This is a genomic window from Enterococcus mundtii (genome assembly GCF_002813755.1).
GTDB classification, from domain to species: Bacteria; Bacillota; Bacilli; order Lactobacillales; family Enterococcaceae; genus Enterococcus_B; species Enterococcus_B mundtii.
The window spans coordinates 2,264,756-2,281,717 of the sequence record NZ_CP018061.1 but is presented as its reverse complement, the minus strand read 5'-3'; the positions used below and the strand labels follow the sequence as shown (position 1 = coordinate 2,281,717).

The following is a 16,962-nucleotide window of genomic DNA, read 5'->3' as shown; positions in this document are numbered from 1 at the left end:
AAAAATATATATTACATAAAAATTCCAGCATAAGCGAGAAGCTTAGTCTGAACATATATAGAACAAGATAGAATCTGAAAGGAGGAGCTATGAAGAAACGACTTTGGTTAGGTGTATTAGTAGTAATTATTTTAGGAGGAATCGGAGGAAAAATGTATATGGATAAAAGAGAAGAAGATCTTCAAGAATTGCTGGAAATACAGAAAGATTTGGCGAATTATGTGTACAATAACTATCGGTTATATACGACGAATGATAAGGAAACTGATAAGTTTACACAACAATATAGTAATGGAGAGTTGACAACAGAAGAATATGTAGAAAAAGTTGTAAGTGTTAGGAAATATATAGATATAAACAAAATAGAATTTACTGGGTATTCGATTAGTCCGATGAATTTTTTAGAAGTACATTTTAATTTGAATAATTCTAACAAGCATATCGCAACTTTGGGAGTAAAATCCGCAGAAACAAATAAATGGCGCTACAATGTCGATATAGGTAGAAAAAAAACTGAAGACAAGTATTTTATAGAAGTAAGAGAATTTCCTAATGGAATAGAAACACCTACTGAAATAATTGAATATTATTACGGAGGTTTATAATTATGGATCAAAATAGAGATTTTTCCAATGAGGTTTATAAAGTTGAGCATGGAGAAATTGAAATGAACACTAAAATTGGAGAAAAACAAGATTATTTAGTTATAAATACCATAGATACCAATAAAGACAAAATCGGCAATGAATCTAAGCCAAAGAAAAATAGTACGCAGGCAATGGTAGTAGCAGAAATTAAAGATGAATTCAAAAAACTTAGTGATAATGAATTAAGAAAAGTACCTGGCTTCCCCGACTCCGTCATCACCAAAAACCTCACGATTGCTTATGCTGGCACGAATTCGCTCAAAGATTGGCATACTAACCTTGAGGAAATTGGTCGAAGTAATAAACACTCAAATGGTGCATTTGCTTCTGCCTTGAACTATGCCCGTGAAATTGAAAAGCAGTATCCCAAATCAGATGGCTATACGATCTCAACGACAGGACACTCATTAGGTGGCGCTAAAGCACTTTTTGTCGCAGCGATCAATGGTTATGATAGTGTGACGTACGGCGCGGCGGGACCAGGGTTTGCACAAGCCTTATTCGATAATCATAACGGTACCCTGATCAATATCTACGACACTTCGGATGTCGTCACGAGTGGGCTTTTCACTGGTGGGAAAGGGATGCTTCCAATCAATAGTTTTGGAATCGATAATTCGGGCTGGGAAACATTTGGCCATTCGCTGGATCAATTCAGAACAGATGAAGAGGGAAATTATATCGATAAGCATGGACAGATCATCGTATACGTCGATGGTAATGGAAGTATCTTGTTAGCCCCAACTTTGTGGCAACAAACACTTTTGGAAAACGAAGCAATGATCAAATTACTAGCAGTCAGTGGCGAGCATACGCTAGATGAAATCAAGCGTTTGAAAGAAGAAAATGAGTGGCTCAAGGTTCAAATCAAAGAATTCTTGACATTAAAAGAGTTACGGCAGAAGCTGACTGCAAGTGGCGGTGGACTTTCTCAATCAGAAAAAATTTATTTAGAGGATAGCCAAGCATTAGCTGTAGTACGGACGGCTGCTAGTAAATTTGACGAGGCAATGGGAAATGTTCGTGTGATTTACCAAAACGGGATCACCGAGTTGGAAGACTTATGGAATGACTGGTTGGGAAGAATACGCAATTATACGCCACATTTGACCTATAACGAGGTGATTGAAACATTAGCCGAAGTTGGTTGTACGAAATGGGAGATTGTCGATGAGCCAACACAAGAATTTAGAGATAAGATCCGCCAGATCGATCAGATGTCGGAACAGTTTCAAACGCTCGCCGATGAAATCACCCGAAAAATCAATGAAATGGTGGCACGTGACAAAGAATTAGCGAATCAATTGTTTGGGGTATAAAAGGAGGAGAGGAAAATTGAGTCAGGAAATACAGCTTTATGAAACATATCAAGCAACGAAACGAGGGTTATCAGAGCAAGAAGAAGCAATGATTGCAACAGAAAGAAAAGTCCATGAGCTAGCGGAAGCGACTTATAAAGATCTCCGATTGATTTTGCAAACTTTTTCTGAACCACAAGAGGCTTTTGACTATGGACGTATCATGATTTCTCGTTTAGAAGAGGATCTGTCGACGAAATTGCGCCATCAACGAAAGAAAATCCAGCTTGACCTAGAAGATAACGAGCAGATCTATCGTAAGAAACTGGCACAATTGGATTAAAAAGAATGGAGGTTTTGAAATGTTTGAAATGTTTGAAATGATTGATCAATGGTGGGAGAAATATCAGAAAGATATGGAAAAATGCTTAACTCGTTCACTTGGAATCGCGCTGAAAAGTGAGAAGGGATTGAAAATAAGAACGACAAATCAATCTGGGAAGAATGAGACAAATAGAGCAAAACACACGATTTCTTCAGCAGGTACAGGATTGAAGGAGACCCTCAAAGGGCAATTTGGCAACAAAGTGTCGCTAGTTTTAGACGAACAAGAAAAAGCCTTAGACAAAGGTTAGTCAAAGAAACACAAAAAACTTATTCTTACATAAATTGATTAAAGGATTCTGTCAGAATTGATCAACTGAATAATCTATAAAAGCCGAAAATAGGTTGGACTATTTTCGGTTTTTTTGGATTAGTTGCTTAGATGAATTCATTGATTCGTTTTTTTTACGCTACCAAGAAATGAAATTTAATATATTTTATATTTGTGTTGAAAAATTATTTCATACGAAGTATAATCAATTTATAAATGAATGCGGATACATGGTGAGGGGGAGAGTACATGTTTGGTTTTTCTGTATTTATGAATCAAGAGTTGTCCGAAGAAACGAAAACGTATATCCATGAAATGGCAGAGAAGGGATTTATTGGCATCTTTACATCCATGCATATTCCAGAAGATGATCCATCAGCTTATAAAAGGCGTTTGACGGAACTTGGCCAAGAAGCAAAAGCAACCGGATTAGAGTTGATGGTAGATATATCGGGTAAGGCATTAGAGTTGGCAGGGTTCTCCTTAGAAAATCTTGAGCCATTAAAAGAGATTGGTGTGACAGGGCTGCGGATGGATTATCACCTGTCGAACCAACAGATTGCGAAGTGGTCTCATCAATTGAAAATCAGTTTGAATGCAAGCACGATCACTGAACAAGATGTGCAAGAATTAAAAGAAGCAGGTGCTGATTTTACTCAGATGGAAGCTTGGCACAATTATTATCCGCGCCCAGAAACAGGGTTAGACAAATCGTGGTACCAAAGAAAAAATCAATGGTTAGCAGAACAAGGATTTAAGATTCAAGGATTTGTACCAGGAGATGAAGTGTTGAGAGGCCCTTTATACAAAGGACTTCCAACATTGGAAGAACATCGCTATCAACATCCTTTGGCAGCAGCGCTAGACTTAGCTTCATGTGAAACTGATCTAATCTATATTGGTGACGGTGGGCTATCGCTGACCACCCAGGAACAATTTTTGTATTATAAAGAAACAGGCGGTATCTTATTACATGTGACATTGTTGGACCCAACATTTGGTCCAATCATTTTAGGTACACATACGAATCGACAAGATGAAGCTAAAGCTGTGGTACGTAGTGCAGATGCACGATTTAGAGAAATCCCTCCTATTCCTGCTCGATTAACTGATGAACGGAAAATAGGTACGGTCACGTTAGATAATGAAGCGTATCTTCGCTATATGGGTGAAATCCAACTAATGAAAGAAGATTTACCAGCAGATGAAAAAGTCAATTGTGTGGCACGAGTGATCTCGGCTGATTTGCCATTGATCCAACAAATCCATGCAGGAATGATTTATAAATTTAAATGTAAAGAAGGAATTGAGAAATGACGATCGATTTAGATAAATTAACAACGGAACGTAGAAATCAAAAGACATTTGGTTTGGATGAGATGAGTGTATCTGAAGCCGCTCGCTTGATGAACCAAGAAGATCATGAAGTGGCGGCAGCTGTCGCAAAAGAACTACCGAGTATTGAACCAGTGATTGAAGCAGCGATTGTTTCTTTCAAAAAAAATGGACGCTTGATCTACATGGGCGCTGGCACAAGTGGACGTTTGGGCGTATTGGATGCAGCGGAGTGTGTTCCTACATTTGGTGTAGAGCCTGAAATGGTCGTTGGTTTGATTGCAGGTGGTGAAGCGGCTATGACTGTCGCAGTTGAAGGTGCAGAGGATTCACTTGAGTTAGGGAAAGAAGATTTGATCCAGTTGAACTTGACGGAAAATGATTTGGTCGTAGGTATCGCGGCTAGCGGTCGCACGCCTTATGTGATTGGTGGCTTGGACTATGCTCGTTCAATCGGCGCAAAGACGGCAACGATTTCTTGTAACAAAGAAGCTGAGATCAGTCAACATGCTGATTTTCCTATTGAGGTAGATGCCGGACCAGAATTTTTAACAGGTTCGACACGTTTAAAATCTGGAACTGCACAGAAATTGATTTTAAATATGATTTCTACAATCAGTATGATCGGTATCGGAAAAGTATTCAATAATCTAATGGTCGATGTCAAGCCAACAAATGACAAATTAGTCGAACGTTCAAAGCGAATCATCATGGAAGCAACCGAAGTGGATTATGAAACAGCAGAAAAATACTTTTATGAAGCGGAACAAAATGTTAAACTAGCCATCGTTATGTTATTGACGAATAGTAACAAAGAGACAGCGAAAAGGAAACTAGCTGAGGCAGACGGCTTTGTAAAACGAACGTTGTAAGGGGGAAAAGGAAATGGCAAAAAATGAATTGACTTTGACAGAACTGGCAAAACAAATTTATGCTGGAGCTGGTGGCATGGGCAACGTAGACAGCGTTGTCCATTGTATGACACGGGTTCGGATGAAGGTCATTGATGAATCGTTGGTCGACGTAGCGAAATTGAAAGCGATACCGGGCGTGTTAGGGGTAGTTGAGGACGAACAGTTACAAGTCATCATCGGACCAGGGAAAGTAAACAAAGTCGCACAAGAAATGGTTGACCAAGCAGGAGTCAAACTAGGTGAAAAAATCCCTGGAAACCCTAATGTTACAACTGGTTTATCAGGGAAAGACAAGGTCAACGAACGTGCCCAAGAGATGAAGAAAGTACAAAAATCAAAACAAAAACCGTCAAAAATCAAATCAATTTTAAAAGATATCTCGAATATATTTGTCCCAATGATTCCAGCTTTTGTTGGTACAGGGATCGTTGCAGGGATCGCCGCAGTATTGACAAACCTTGTGACAGCCGGAACCATCGATGGTGCATCATGGCAACAGTACATCGACATCATGAACATTCTTAAAAATGGGATGTTTAGTTATCTTGTCATCTATACTGGGATCAATGCCGCTCAAGTATTTGGCGCAACGCCAACACTTGGTGGAGTAATCGGTGCGGTTGTCATGTTGACGGGGATGAATCCAGAAGCTCCTTTGACGAACCTGTTTACTGGAACGCCACTTGCTGCCGGACAAGGTGGGATCATCGGAGTGATTTTTGCGGTCTGGTTGCTTTCCATCGTTGAAAAGAAATTACACAAAATCGTTCCTGATGCAGTAGACATCATTGTGACACCAACACTTTCATTGATTGCCATCGGGCTGATCGAGATTTTCTTGATCATGCCATTAGCTGGTTTTATCTCAGATGGTATGGTAGGAGGGATCAATTGGGTACTTAGTGTGGGTGGCGCCTTCTCAGGATTTGTATTAGGTACATTATTCTTACCGATGGTCATGTTTGGTTTGCATCAAATATTGACTCCGATCCATGTGCAAATGATCGATGAAACAGGACGTACATTATTATTGCCTATTTTAGCAATGGCAGGAGCTGGACAAGTTGGTGCTGCGCTTGCTTTATGGGTACGTTGTAAGAAAGACAAAGAATTGACTGAAATGATCAAAGGTGCGTTACCTGTAGGGATTTTAGGGATTGGTGAACCATTGATCTATGGTGTAACATTGCCTTTAGGTCGTCCATTCATTACTGCTTGTATTGGAGGCGGTATCGGTGGTGCGGTGATCGGCTTGATCGGGAATATTGGTGCCATTGCTATTGGTCCTTCTGGCGCAGCGTTGATTCCTTTGATTTCAGATGGCAAATGGTTTGGCTACGTCCTTGGATTATTAGCTGCTTATGCGGGCGGATTCTTAGCTACTTTCTTTTTCGGGATTCCTAAAGAACAATTAGCGAAAGAAGAATTAGCAGAAGAAGCACCTGTTTATACAGCATCAAGTACTGACTCAACAAATCAAACACAAGCCGTTCAATTATGTGCAGTAGCAGATGGTACAGTGCAATCAATCGAACAAGCGAGTGATCCTGTATTTGCTCAAAAGATGATGGGAGAAGGGTATTTTGTTGAACCAACGAATGGTCATATCTATGCGCCAACTTCTGGGATCATCAGCTCTATTTTCCCAACGAAACATGCCATCGGATTAACAACAGCTGATGGGTTAGAGCTATTAATCCACATGGGAGTCAATACTGTGGAACTAGGTGGGACGCCATTTGATATAAAAGTGAGTGAAGGACAAGCTGTCACAAAAGATACGATGATAGCGGACGTGGATCTAGCTGCGATCAAAGAGGCAGGAAAAGAAACCGCTATGATGGTTCTTCTGACAAATATGGAGCATGTCTTAACGTTTGTTTTGACACATACAGGTGAAGTAAGAGCAAAAACACCAGTGATGGATGTTGAAAGTGTAAAATAATAAAAAGCGCAAAATCAAAGGATTTTGCGCTTTTTATTAAGCTCTATATCGTTGAACTAAAGCATGGTAGATTCTTTCAACATCTGTTGGCGTACCACGTAATTCATAATCTTCTACCATAGGGAAGCCGAATTGTTCAGCATATTGTTTCGCTGTCAAACAATATTGATAGTTAAAGTTTTTATTTCCGCTACCGACAACACCAAGACAAAGCGCATGATTTTCTTGATATTCCAAGTATTCTCGCATGGTTTCTGTCAAAATCTCTTGGTCACCACTATCAATGCCATTGCCTCCTTCTAGATAGGTTGGCACAAACACAAAGAAAGGTTTGGTTTCTTTTTCAAAGTCGCTATTTTCATGGATCTCTTTTAGGTGGACTAAGGGAAGTGAAGCATCTTTTTCATGTTGTTCCGTAGCAAAAGCTGCTAATTTTTTGACGAATCCTCGGGTATTACCAGAAATTGAGATATATAAGATATTCATGATATCGTCCTCCAATCATTCTTATCCAGTATAGCATTTTTTTGTTTTTTTGGTAGAGAAGAAGAGGAAGAGAAGCGGTCGCTTTCCTTGTATAATTAGAAAAAAATAGTTACAATTAAATTTCAATTAGAATTTTTTAGAAAAAAATAAATGAAACGAAGTTTTGCTATACTTTGCATAAAAGCGGTTTATTTTGGAGGATGCGTACATGGACACAGAGCAACAGAAAAAAGGTATTGGATTGATCCCACTAGCGGCCTTAGTGATTGGGTCAGCGATTGGAGGTGGCGTTTTCGGTATTATGACCGACATCTCAGGATCGGCTGGTGGCCCAGCATTGTTCAGCTGGGTATTAGTTGGGACGTCCATGATGATGCTCTCTTTGTCAATCAATAATATCAATAAGAAACGTCCAGAATTAGAAGGTGGTATTTTTAGTTATGCCGAAGCTGGCTTTGGTCGATTTTCGGGATTCATCAGTGGGTGGGGCTATTGGCTGACCTGCTGGTTAGGAAACGTGGCATTTGCTACGCTATTGATGAGTGCGTTGGGCTATTTCTTTCCAGTATTCGATGGGGGTCAAAATGTCGCCTCGGTCATCGTCAGTACTATATTTTTATGGGGATATGCTTGGCTCGTCAATCGAGGAGTCGAAAATGCCAGTTACGTCAATGCAATCGTGACAATTTGTAAATTAGTTCCGCTATTTTTATTTATTATTGTTGCTATCAGCACGTTCTCATTGCAACAATTCATCAATAATTTTTCAAGTGATATCATCTTGAATGCCAATGGACAGCCGATTCCTTTCTCAAGTCAAATCCTAAGTTGTATCATGGTGATGCTTTGGGTATTTGTTGGAATTGAAGGTGCATCTGTGGTTGGTTCACGAGCGAAGAAAAAATCAGATGTCGGAAAAGCCACGATCTTAGGGATTTTTGGATTGATCGTGATCTATGTTTTAGTTTCGATGTTGCCTTACGGTACGATGACGATGGAAGAACTCCAAACAATCCAAACGCAACCAGCAATGGGCTATGTGTTTGAGATGATGGTTGGTAAATGGGGAGCTGTCGTGATCAATGGTGGACTGATCATTTCCTTGGTCGGTGTATGGTTATCTTGGACGATTTTACCCATTGAAACGATGCGCAATATGGCGGATGATGGCTTATTGCCAGCGCGTTGGGGGAAAGTCAATAAAAAGGGCGCACCGACATATGCGATCGTATTAACGACTTTATGTACAAATGTCTTTTTGCTTTCGCTACTGTTTACAGATAGCGCCTATAACTTTGCTTATACTTTAGGAACTGCAGCGATCTTCTTTACGTGGTTGTTCTTAGGATTGTATCAAATGAAACTATCTTATCAAAGAAAAGAATGGGTCCAATTCTTGGTTGGCTCATTAGCAAGTGCTTTTCAAATTTGGGCAATGCTATTTGTTGCTTTCAATGAAGTGATGCTCGTTCTTGTATTATTTTTACCAGGTATCCTATTTTATCTCAAAGCAAGAAAAGAAAAACAGCAAGCTGTTCCACAGACAAAACTTGATTATTTATTGCTTTCGTTAGTCTCGATTTTTGGAGTAGTGGCATTGGCATTATTTGCAACTGGGGTATTGCACTTATAAAACTCACAAAAGTTGAAAACCATTCTTTTGTATCACTCAAAAGCATCTAAGAGATCGACCTGATTCAGGTCATTTCTTAGGTGTTTTTTCATGTTGCCTGTTCGGCGTTTCTTCGATGAAAACGATACGTGACTTTCTCACAACGTTTTTCCACGATTGTTCGTTTCATTTCAGTGAAGAGGCATGATTGCATAGTCACATTTTGACACCTTGAGGGAGTTACTGTTTTAATGATGATCCAAACAAACAATTTTGTAAGTGAAAAGGTTGAGAGAAAGATGGTCGAAATAGGTGGCGATTGGCTATACTTATTCCTTGAGGCATAAAAAATGGAGGGAATATATGAGAGTAAAAGGGTTGACGAGCTATCAATTGAAATGGATAGCAATTGTTTTTATGGTCGTTGATCATATCAACAGTTATTTCGGGATGCAATTAGGGTTGCCAAGTTGGGTCTCGTGGTTGGGACGTTTTGTTGCGCCATTATTTGTATTTTTATTAGTTGAAGGTTTCAAGTATACGCATAGTAAATATCAGTATGCGAAGCGATTAGGAATAGCTGCATTCGTAGTAGCGATTGGAAATATCATCTATCAGTTATTAACAGGAAATTACATCAGTGAATATGATCATCAGCCAGACTATTATTTATTTTTAGGTCCACATAATATCTTTTTGACATTATTCTTGCTGTTTTGCTTGATGTGGCTTCTTTCTACAATAAAAGGAAAAACACTTTGGAGAAAAGGAGTGCTCGTAGCAGTAGCACTTTTATTGGTCATGATCACGGTTGCTTTTTCGGAAGGTGGTCTGTATTTAGTTCCAATGTTGTTGCTGATGTATTTCTTCCGCGAGAAAAAAGAACGAGGGAAATTGGTTCTAGGTATTTTTGTTTATACGCTGATTTTATTTTGTCTAGCCATTTTATCCTACACACAAATGCCTGATTATCAATCATTGTATCAATTTTTAACGTTTGATAATGAATTTATGATGGTCACCGTCATCCCATTTATCATTCTTTATAATGGAAAACTAGGTGGAACCGGACGCGCATTCGACAAATACTTCTTTTACTTGTTTTATCCGTTACATCTATGGATCATTTATTTGATTTTATCTTTTATTCATTAAGAAACAACTGACTAGCTTGTTTCAACAAATGAGGCGAGGTCTGGATAGAAGTGTTCAGCCTCAAGAAATAAGGCACCATCCACAAAAATTGTTCTTCAAATTCTTGTGGATGGCGTCTTGTTTTTTCGAAGAGGTTACTTCTGTTCTTGTCGTTTATTCGGTTTTAGGGGAGAGAGGACTAATGTCTCAGAAACGTCTCATTTGTTTTTATGAGTAGTTTCAAACATTACAGTTTTGATCCCTTAGTTAGATGTAAAGAAATGTTATGTAGTTCAAGAAAATCGGCAGTATAAATAAGACTTCAAGTCATTTGTTGTTATGGAATTGACAGAATTTTTAAAATATATTATTTTTTTTGTAAGAATTCTCTATATTTTCAATCAATTTTATTTTATAATGAAAAAATATCATGTAATTTTTAGGAGGAAAACAGATGGAAAATTATCTTAGCCTGTTAGGCGTACTGATTGTTATTCTTGGTTTTGCTTTCAAGTTAGATTCGATCTTGATCGTTATGGTTGCGTTAGTCGTGACCGCATTTACTGGTGGATTAGGACTTGAAGGTATGCTGGAAACTTTAGGTACAAGTTTTGTGAATAACCGAGGAATGGCAATTTTTATTATCATTATGTTAGCAACTGGTACGTTAGAACGCAATGGTCTGAAGGAATCTGCTGCAACGTTGATCAAACGTTTCAAGAAGGTATCCGCTGGAATGATCATCGATATTTATGGTGTTTTCCGAATGATCTTTGCAGCTTTCAATGTCAGCTTTGGTGGGGTGGCCGGCTTTGTCCGTCCAATCATCATGCCAATGGCGTTAGGTACCGTTGAATCAAAAGGATTAACTGTCAATCCGGAACATGAAGAGGAATTAAAAGGAATGTCTTCAGCGATGGAAAATATTTGTTGGTTCTTTGGTCAAGTACTATTTATCGGTGGGGCAGGTGCTTTATTAGTACAATCCACATTGAAAGACTTAGGCTACGAGGTAACTCTTGGTCAGTTGGCATTGGTACAGATACCAGTTGCCATCACTGCTCTAGTCGTTGCGAGTGTCTATTTTTATTTAAAAGAAAAGAAATTAGCGAAGAAATACTATTCAGGAAAGGAGAAATAAGATGGACTTTTTTACAAATTCTGAAGTATTACTCAGTGAAAAATTATTAGAAATCTTATATATCTTGATGGGGCTAGTCTTGATCTACACGGGTCTTCGTAATGCCTTTGATAAAAGCAACCCGCATCGCTTTGGATCAGCCTTTTTCTGGACAGTTTTAGGAGTCGTGATTGCCGCTGGGCGTTGGATATCTCCAACTTACAACGGAATCTTGATTTTCGCGATGACGATCCCAGCAATCACAAAAAGAGTGAGTAAAGGTGCAAGTCGTTTGCCATCAAAAGAATACATGGAAAAAATGTCAGATAAATTAGGGATGAAAATCTTTATTCCGGCGTTGAGTATTGGGATCTTTGCCATTTTATTCGCACTATTCACTGATTTAGGTGCTTTAGTCGGTGTCGGTGTTGGGGTATTTGTCGCGATGTTGATCTTGATGTTCTTTTCAAGAGATAATCGCCCAACGACTTTCTTGGATGATGCTTCAGACATGTTAGGGACAGTTGGACCTTTAAGTATGTTACCGATGCTCTTAGCTTCACTGGGTGCGGTCTTCACGAGCGCAGGTGTAGGTACAGTGATTTCTAGTGCAGTTGGTACGATCGTTCCAGAAGGTAATGTCAATATTGGTATCATCATCTATGCGTTAGGAATGGTTCTATTTACAGTGATCATGGGGAATGCTTTTGCGGCAATCACCGTCATGACAGTCGGAATCGGTGCGCCTTTTGTCTTTAGTCAAGGGGCTAATCCAGCATTGATAGGTATGGTCGCGTTGACATGCGGTTTCTGTGGAACGTTGTTGACACCGATGGCTGCTAACTTTAACGTAGTACCAGTGGCGATGTTAGAAATGAAAGATAAATACGGCGTGATCAAGAATCAACTATTCGTTGCTGTATTCATGCTGGTTTTCCAAATCGTCTATATGATTTTATTTAAATAGTATCTTGAGCGAAAAAGAATCAATGATTTCCATAAAACATGGAGAAGATTGATTCTTTTTCTGAACAGCTAAGCATTTCATTATTGACTGTTTTTTGTTAAAATAGATAGACACTGAGTCCTTTTAATAGGAATGACTCATTGAAAGTGCTAAATACACGAGTGAGAAACAATCAATTGTTAACGTTTAGATAAATCTTTGAAGGATGAATTGAACGCATCATTTTATAGAATAATGGAGGAATGAAAAATGAAAGTACTCGTAACTGGTTTTGATCCATTTGGTGGAGATAAAGTAAATCCTGCCTATGAAGCAGTCAAAAAAATGCCGTCTGAGATTGCCGGTGCAGAAATCATCAAATTAGAAGTTCCCACTGTTTTTGGTAAAAGTGGTCAAGTCGTAAAAGAAGCAATCCAAGAACATCAACCTGAAATCGTGATTTGTGTTGGTCAAGCAGGTGGACGTTCAGCGATTTCTTTTGAACGTGTAGCCATCAATCTAGCTGAAGCACGTATTGCAGATAATGAAGGCAACCAGCCATTTGATACGCCGTTAGAAGCAGACGGCCCAGCTGCTTACTTTACTTCATTACCAATCAAAGCAATGACAAAAAATGTACACGAACATGGTTTACCAGCATATATTTCTTATACAGCGGGTACGTTTGTTTGCAACGACATCATGTATCGATTGTTACACTTGATCGAAACAGAGTTCCCAACGATTCGTGGAGGCTTTATCCATGTGCCATTCTCACCAGATCAAGTCATCGATCGCCCTGTTGGGACACCGGCAATGTCACTTGATGATATTGCGGCTTCATTGACTTATGCGGTAGAAGCAGCAGTCAACAACAAAGAAGATATTTCAGGTAACGCAGGAACAACTCACTGATAGTTAGCTGAAGCGAAGCAAGTGGTAGATGAGGTCTAGGACATTCGTCATCTTGTGCCCCTACAACCAGATAAATGGTGTTCCAGAAGCTGACCTCCAACAGTAAGTGCATGACACTGCTGTCACAACCTCAGCTTCACGTATGAAAAAAGCGAAAAACCGAAAATAGCTCACATTATTTTCGGCTTTTTTGTTGCTCTTTGAACGAATTTATTTTTACTCTCTTAATTTAGAAAGGCAGGTGAAAGGGATGAATGAAAGTTGGCAAGCGATTTTTGACGAATGGTTCCCAAAAGAAATCAAGCAACACTACCCAATAAAAATCTCCAAACAATATACAAGTAGCCAACGATGGGAAATCTATGAACGATTGACGAAACAACAACGAATTGTCATGGATCAACATCGTCGTTATTTGATCCACTCGCGATTTTTGGAAGAAAACTATTTAGCAGCAACGGATTGGATTTTTTCTGACTTTAAGATCAATCCATTTTATCGCACATCACGTAGACAACAAAAACTTTATTGTGAATGTGGCCGTGAACTGAAAGTCCAATATATCGTTCGTTCCCCTAAAACGGGTAAGGAATTAAAACTAGGGATCAATCATTTTGCAGAACACTTGCACGTTAGTCCAACAGTTGCAGCGTCGATCAATCAAGGAATGACTAAAGTGGATCTAGCGCTGGATGAGATCCTCTGGCTGAAACAACAAAATATTGCCTTTCCTGAACGACTCTGGCAAGAATATTGTCTAATGTTGTATCATAATCGCCGGCTGAAACAACCGATTTTACCAGATAAAAAGCGAACTACACGAATCGCCGAATTTCGTCATGCTCAGTTACCGATTTATCTGGCAGACTATCAAGCAATGGAAAAGTACATCCAACAAGTGAGCTATCAGGCAAAAGAAAAGCCGAAAAAAATCCTTGAGAAAAAATCATTGTTTGAGGATTTTTCAGAAGATTTGACTAAAGATGTTGAAGCGTTCTTGACTAACTATCAACTATTTCTCCAAAAAGATTGGTCGTCTGTTTCAATAGCTGAGACAAGCCAACCATCTGTCGCTTTTTTTGAAGAGTTTATCGCGAATCTGCGAGAAGGATCGAAGTATGAAGCTGTAGACGTCGATCGATTAGCAAAAGAACAACGTTTTATCCAACCGCAAATTTATCATTTAGTCTGGCAACACTATCAGCGTTATGGATTTACAACTGGTTTTTTCGATAGTATCCCTCGGGTGATGAGAAATGGGTTTCTAAAGATTTTACGCAAAGAACGCGAAGAAAAACGGCGAGCTACAACAAAAACTGTGACAGAAACTGAATGGCAAGAACTTGCAAAGAAAATCAAAAAGCAATCAGTCGCCTCTTTGATACAAGAATATGAACAAGCAGACTATGTATTTACTTCAGAACAACAGCTTGCATTAAAAAAGTTTCAAGAATTGGAATCAGTGATACAAACGATGGATGAAGACATTAGAATGTTGCTCAAGGATTTGATTTAGTTGACGCGAACCGCTGAGAGAATCTTGATATGACGATACCTAGAAATAAGCGAGAAAAGTCCCATCCTATTCTGGGTGACTTTCTCGCTTTAGTAAGATGTTTGAAAAACAAACCGATTTCTAGTACAAGTTTATTTATTGTTTTCCATTAAGAAACATGATGCGAAAAATATTCTGCTTCCATGCGTTGCATGCGCGCTCTTTCTTTTTTGTTGTACCAAGGAGAGACAGTAAAGGCTAATAAGTCATTGATCAAGTAAACTGAGCTATTGATAAACATCGCTAAACTAGCAGAGCCATGGGTATAGGAAACATACCATAAGACCATTTGTGCAAGACCAGAAGCAAGCCACCAATAATACTGATTGTTGTAGCGAAGGAAGCTAATGATCCCGGCAGAAAGACTGATCGAAAAAGCAATGGCATCGATCCAAGGACGAGGGTCGTCTGTATACGTACCAATCAAATAACCTGAAATCAAGTAAACGAAAACAGTCCCGGTTAATGCAATCAACCAACTTTTTCCACTAAATTCTCGAATTTTAGAAGCCATATTATGATTCCATTCTTTACTTAATAAAACTGGGATATCCAATGTGACCATATAAGCAATTTGTTCGCCGATACTTAAATAGTTTTTGGCAGAAAAGCCAACGACGATAAAACAAATAGCAGACAGAATTCCTAGAATACCGTTGACTGATTTAGCGGCATTGATTGATAAAATGCACAACACCCCTAGATTTGTCCCGATAAAGGTAATGATCGACAACCAAGTGATTGGCTGATTCACAAGTGTCATGACTTGGCAACCTAGGCTAAAATAGAATAGATAATAATTTTGTTGAGGCCAACCTTTCAATTGATGAATCAAAAATCTGAAATAATTACTCATAATAAAAAACTCCTTGAAACACAATATATAGTGCTTGTTTATTTTAGAGACACAAATTATTGTATTCCTTTTAAAATTTATTTCTAGTCTTTCATTTTAAAAAAATATATGTTATTATTCGATTTGATTGTTTTCTGAGAAATATTAATTTTCCAAACGATGAAAAGTAGGAGGCCATTTGATGTGGTCTCTCTTTTTTTGTGCAGCGGGAGAAAAATCTTTGCTATGTCTAAAACTATTGATAAGATAAAGGAAACAATAAGATTGGAAGTGTGAGAATGAATTTAACAACCGTTCACCATGTTGCGATCATTGTGTCGGATTATCAAAAGTCACGTGCATTTTATGTTGATTTGCTAGGTTTTGAAGTTATTCGTGAAAATTATCGAGAAGACCGTGGCGATTATAAGTTAGATTTAAAACTAGGAGATATGGAGCTTGAGATTTTCGGTATCAAAGATGCACCTAAAAGACCGAGCTATCCAGAAGCTTGTGGTTTGAGGCACTTAGCATTCAAAGTGGAACATATCGAAGAAACAGTCGCGGAACTACAAGGATTGGGGATTGAAACTGAACCAGTCCGTATCGATACCTTTACAGGCGAAAAAATGACTTTCTTTTTTGATCCGGACGGATTGCCGTTGGAGTTACACGAATAAAGGTAACAAATTTGTCACTTTTTCTTCCGTTCATTCGATTTTTTTCTTTCCTATTTCTTGTTATTCTAGAAAAAAACAAGGAGAGAATGGAATGAAAAAAATAATCATTGCAGCATCGATTGCTATCATTGTTAGCTTAGCGGCTTCGTTAGGACTATTGGATGCAAACTTTTCTTTTGATGACATCAGTGATCAAGAATATCAAATCTCATTGCAAAAGGCAGTGTCTATTTTGCGAGATGAGTACCATGAAGAGAAAGTCAGTCGTATCCAGTTCAACCAATTAGACGAAGAACAAAGTAATAAAAAGATGTATGAATATATTTTTTATACGCCCAATCGAGTGATCACAGTGAATCCAATCTCAGGAAAGACGATGGTTGTTGATGAAAGCCGCAACGAACCAGGGCAATTCTTTCACTTGAAAACGATCCATCAAGTGAAACATCCACAGGCAGCAATGAAAGAAGCAGTCCATAAAGTCGGAAAACATCACGGGAAAGCAAAAAGTTGGGAAATCACGACAAAAAGTGGTCAATTGTATTATTCTGTAGCCGTCGATGGAACGAATCATTTAGAAGATGTATTGATCAGTGCTTGAAAGAGAAGTGGTTTCACTTCTCTTTTTTTCTAGATAAGAGTAATCTAAAAGTGTAAAACAAAGAAGGGATTGAGGGAATCATGCAAAAAATGGTTTGTCCAAACTGTGGGAAAAAATTCACTTATGAAGAAGTAAATCATATCGTTGAACACGTAAAAAAAGAGATGCCGATCGTTTGCCCCTACTGTCGTTTTGAAGCAAAAACAATCGTTTCGAATGGTTATTTCGTGACACAAAAAATTGAAGATTATTTGAATTAGCTGTTTTGCTCTGAGATTTCATTA

At 38.6% G+C, this 16,962-nt stretch carries 18 protein-coding genes; 16 read left to right on the top strand and 2 right to left on the bottom strand.

Annotation, left to right across the window (positions count from 1 at the left end; all coding sequences use genetic code 11):
* Positions 1-89: 89 nt before the first annotated feature.
* The 7 genes from EM4838_RS10770 (at position 90) to EM4838_RS10740 (ending at position 6,794) form a co-directional block, all read left to right on the top strand.
* The gene (locus tag EM4838_RS10770) at positions 90-605 is read left to right on the top strand and encodes a hypothetical protein (protein ID WP_071867805.1); all 516 of its coding nucleotides are present in this window, start codon (positions 90-92) and stop codon (positions 603-605) included.
* A gap of 2 nt (positions 606-607) precedes the next feature.
* A complete protein-coding gene (locus EM4838_RS10765) occupies positions 608-1,966 on the top strand; it encodes a Tle-like phospholipase domain-containing protein (RefSeq protein ID WP_071867804.1) in 1,359 nt (452 codons plus the stop codon).
* Positions 1,967-1,982: 16 nt separating this feature from the next.
* Positions 1,983-2,288 (top strand): hypothetical protein, encoded by a 306-nt coding sequence (locus EM4838_RS10760; RefSeq protein WP_071867803.1) that lies wholly within the window; start codon positions 1,983-1,985, stop codon positions 2,286-2,288.
* A 19-nt stretch (positions 2,289-2,307) separates the two neighbouring features.
* Complete coding sequence (locus tag EM4838_RS10755) at positions 2,308-2,580, top strand: hypothetical protein (RefSeq protein WP_071867802.1); 273 nt, start codon at positions 2,308-2,310, stop codon at positions 2,578-2,580.
* A 269-nt stretch (positions 2,581-2,849) separates the two neighbouring features.
* The gene (locus EM4838_RS10750) at positions 2,850-3,917 is read left to right on the top strand and encodes a DUF871 domain-containing protein (protein ID WP_071867801.1); all 1,068 of its coding nucleotides are present in this window, start codon (positions 2,850-2,852) and stop codon (positions 3,915-3,917) included.
* A complete protein-coding gene (gene murQ, locus EM4838_RS10745) occupies positions 3,914-4,807 on the top strand; it encodes an N-acetylmuramic acid 6-phosphate etherase (protein ID WP_071867800.1) in 894 nt (297 codons plus the stop codon). The genes EM4838_RS10750 and murQ overlap by 4 nt, the downstream gene beginning before the upstream one ends.
* A gap of 13 nt (positions 4,808-4,820) precedes the next feature.
* A complete protein-coding gene (locus EM4838_RS10740; protein WP_071867799.1) occupies positions 4,821-6,794 on the top strand; it encodes a glucose PTS transporter subunit IIA in 1,974 nt (657 codons plus the stop codon).
* A gap of 36 nt (positions 6,795-6,830) precedes the next feature.
* Here EM4838_RS10740 and nrdI read toward each other — a convergent pair whose 3' ends face one another.
* Positions 6,831-7,280: a class Ib ribonucleoside-diphosphate reductase assembly flavoprotein NrdI gene (nrdI, locus tag EM4838_RS10735; RefSeq protein ID WP_071867798.1), complete on the bottom strand. Its 450-nt coding sequence runs from the start codon at positions 7,278-7,280 to the stop codon at positions 6,831-6,833.
* Positions 7,281-7,488: 208 nt separating this feature from the next.
* Between nrdI and EM4838_RS10730 the strand changes: the two genes are divergently transcribed.
* The 6 genes from EM4838_RS10730 (at position 7,489) to EM4838_RS10705 (ending at position 14,523) form a co-directional block, all read left to right on the top strand.
* Positions 7,489-8,913, top strand: a complete 1,425-nt coding sequence (locus EM4838_RS10730) for a basic amino acid/polyamine antiporter (RefSeq protein WP_023520116.1) — start codon at positions 7,489-7,491, stop codon at positions 8,911-8,913.
* Between the two features lie 342 nt (positions 8,914-9,255).
* Positions 9,256-10,047 carry a TraX family protein gene (locus EM4838_RS10725; protein ID WP_071867797.1) on the top strand — a complete coding sequence of 264 codons (792 nt, stop codon included), beginning with the start codon at positions 9,256-9,258 and terminating at the stop codon, positions 10,045-10,047.
* 433 nt (positions 10,048-10,480) lie between these two features.
* Positions 10,481-11,167: a DUF969 domain-containing protein gene (locus EM4838_RS10720; RefSeq protein WP_023520114.1), complete on the top strand. Its 687-nt coding sequence runs from the start codon at positions 10,481-10,483 to the stop codon at positions 11,165-11,167.
* A 1-nt stretch (position 11,168) separates the two neighbouring features.
* Positions 11,169-12,113 (top strand): DUF979 domain-containing protein, encoded by a 945-nt coding sequence (locus EM4838_RS10715; protein WP_071867796.1) that lies wholly within the window; start codon positions 11,169-11,171, stop codon positions 12,111-12,113.
* A gap of 249 nt (positions 12,114-12,362) precedes the next feature.
* Positions 12,363-13,007, top strand: a complete 645-nt coding sequence (gene pcp, locus EM4838_RS10710; RefSeq protein ID WP_010734749.1) for a pyroglutamyl-peptidase I — start codon at positions 12,363-12,365, stop codon at positions 13,005-13,007.
* 250 nt (positions 13,008-13,257) lie between these two features.
* Positions 13,258-14,523 carry a hypothetical protein gene (locus tag EM4838_RS10705; protein ID WP_071867795.1) on the top strand — a complete coding sequence of 422 codons (1,266 nt, stop codon included), beginning with the start codon at positions 13,258-13,260 and terminating at the stop codon, positions 14,521-14,523.
* Positions 14,524-14,671: 148 nt separating this feature from the next.
* On the opposite strand, the gene pnuC is transcribed toward EM4838_RS10705, so the two are convergent.
* Positions 14,672-15,418, bottom strand: a complete 747-nt coding sequence (gene pnuC / locus EM4838_RS10700; protein WP_010734751.1) for a nicotinamide riboside transporter PnuC — start codon at positions 15,416-15,418, stop codon at positions 14,672-14,674.
* Positions 15,419-15,696: 278 nt separating this feature from the next.
* On the opposite strand from pnuC, the gene gloA2 reads away from it, so the two are divergent.
* The 3 genes from gloA2 (at position 15,697) to EM4838_RS10685 (ending at position 16,938) form a co-directional block, all read left to right on the top strand.
* A complete protein-coding gene (gene gloA2, locus EM4838_RS10695; RefSeq protein WP_010734753.1) occupies positions 15,697-16,077 on the top strand; it encodes an SMU1112c/YaeR family gloxylase I-like metalloprotein in 381 nt (126 codons plus the stop codon).
* Positions 16,078-16,168: 91 nt separating this feature from the next.
* Positions 16,169-16,678 (top strand): hypothetical protein, encoded by a 510-nt coding sequence (locus EM4838_RS10690; protein ID WP_010734754.1) that lies wholly within the window; start codon positions 16,169-16,171, stop codon positions 16,676-16,678.
* 80 nt (positions 16,679-16,758) lie between these two features.
* A complete protein-coding gene (locus tag EM4838_RS10685; protein WP_010734755.1) occupies positions 16,759-16,938 on the top strand; it encodes a hypothetical protein in 180 nt (59 codons plus the stop codon).
* The last annotated feature ends 24 nt before the right edge of the window (positions 16,939-16,962 follow it).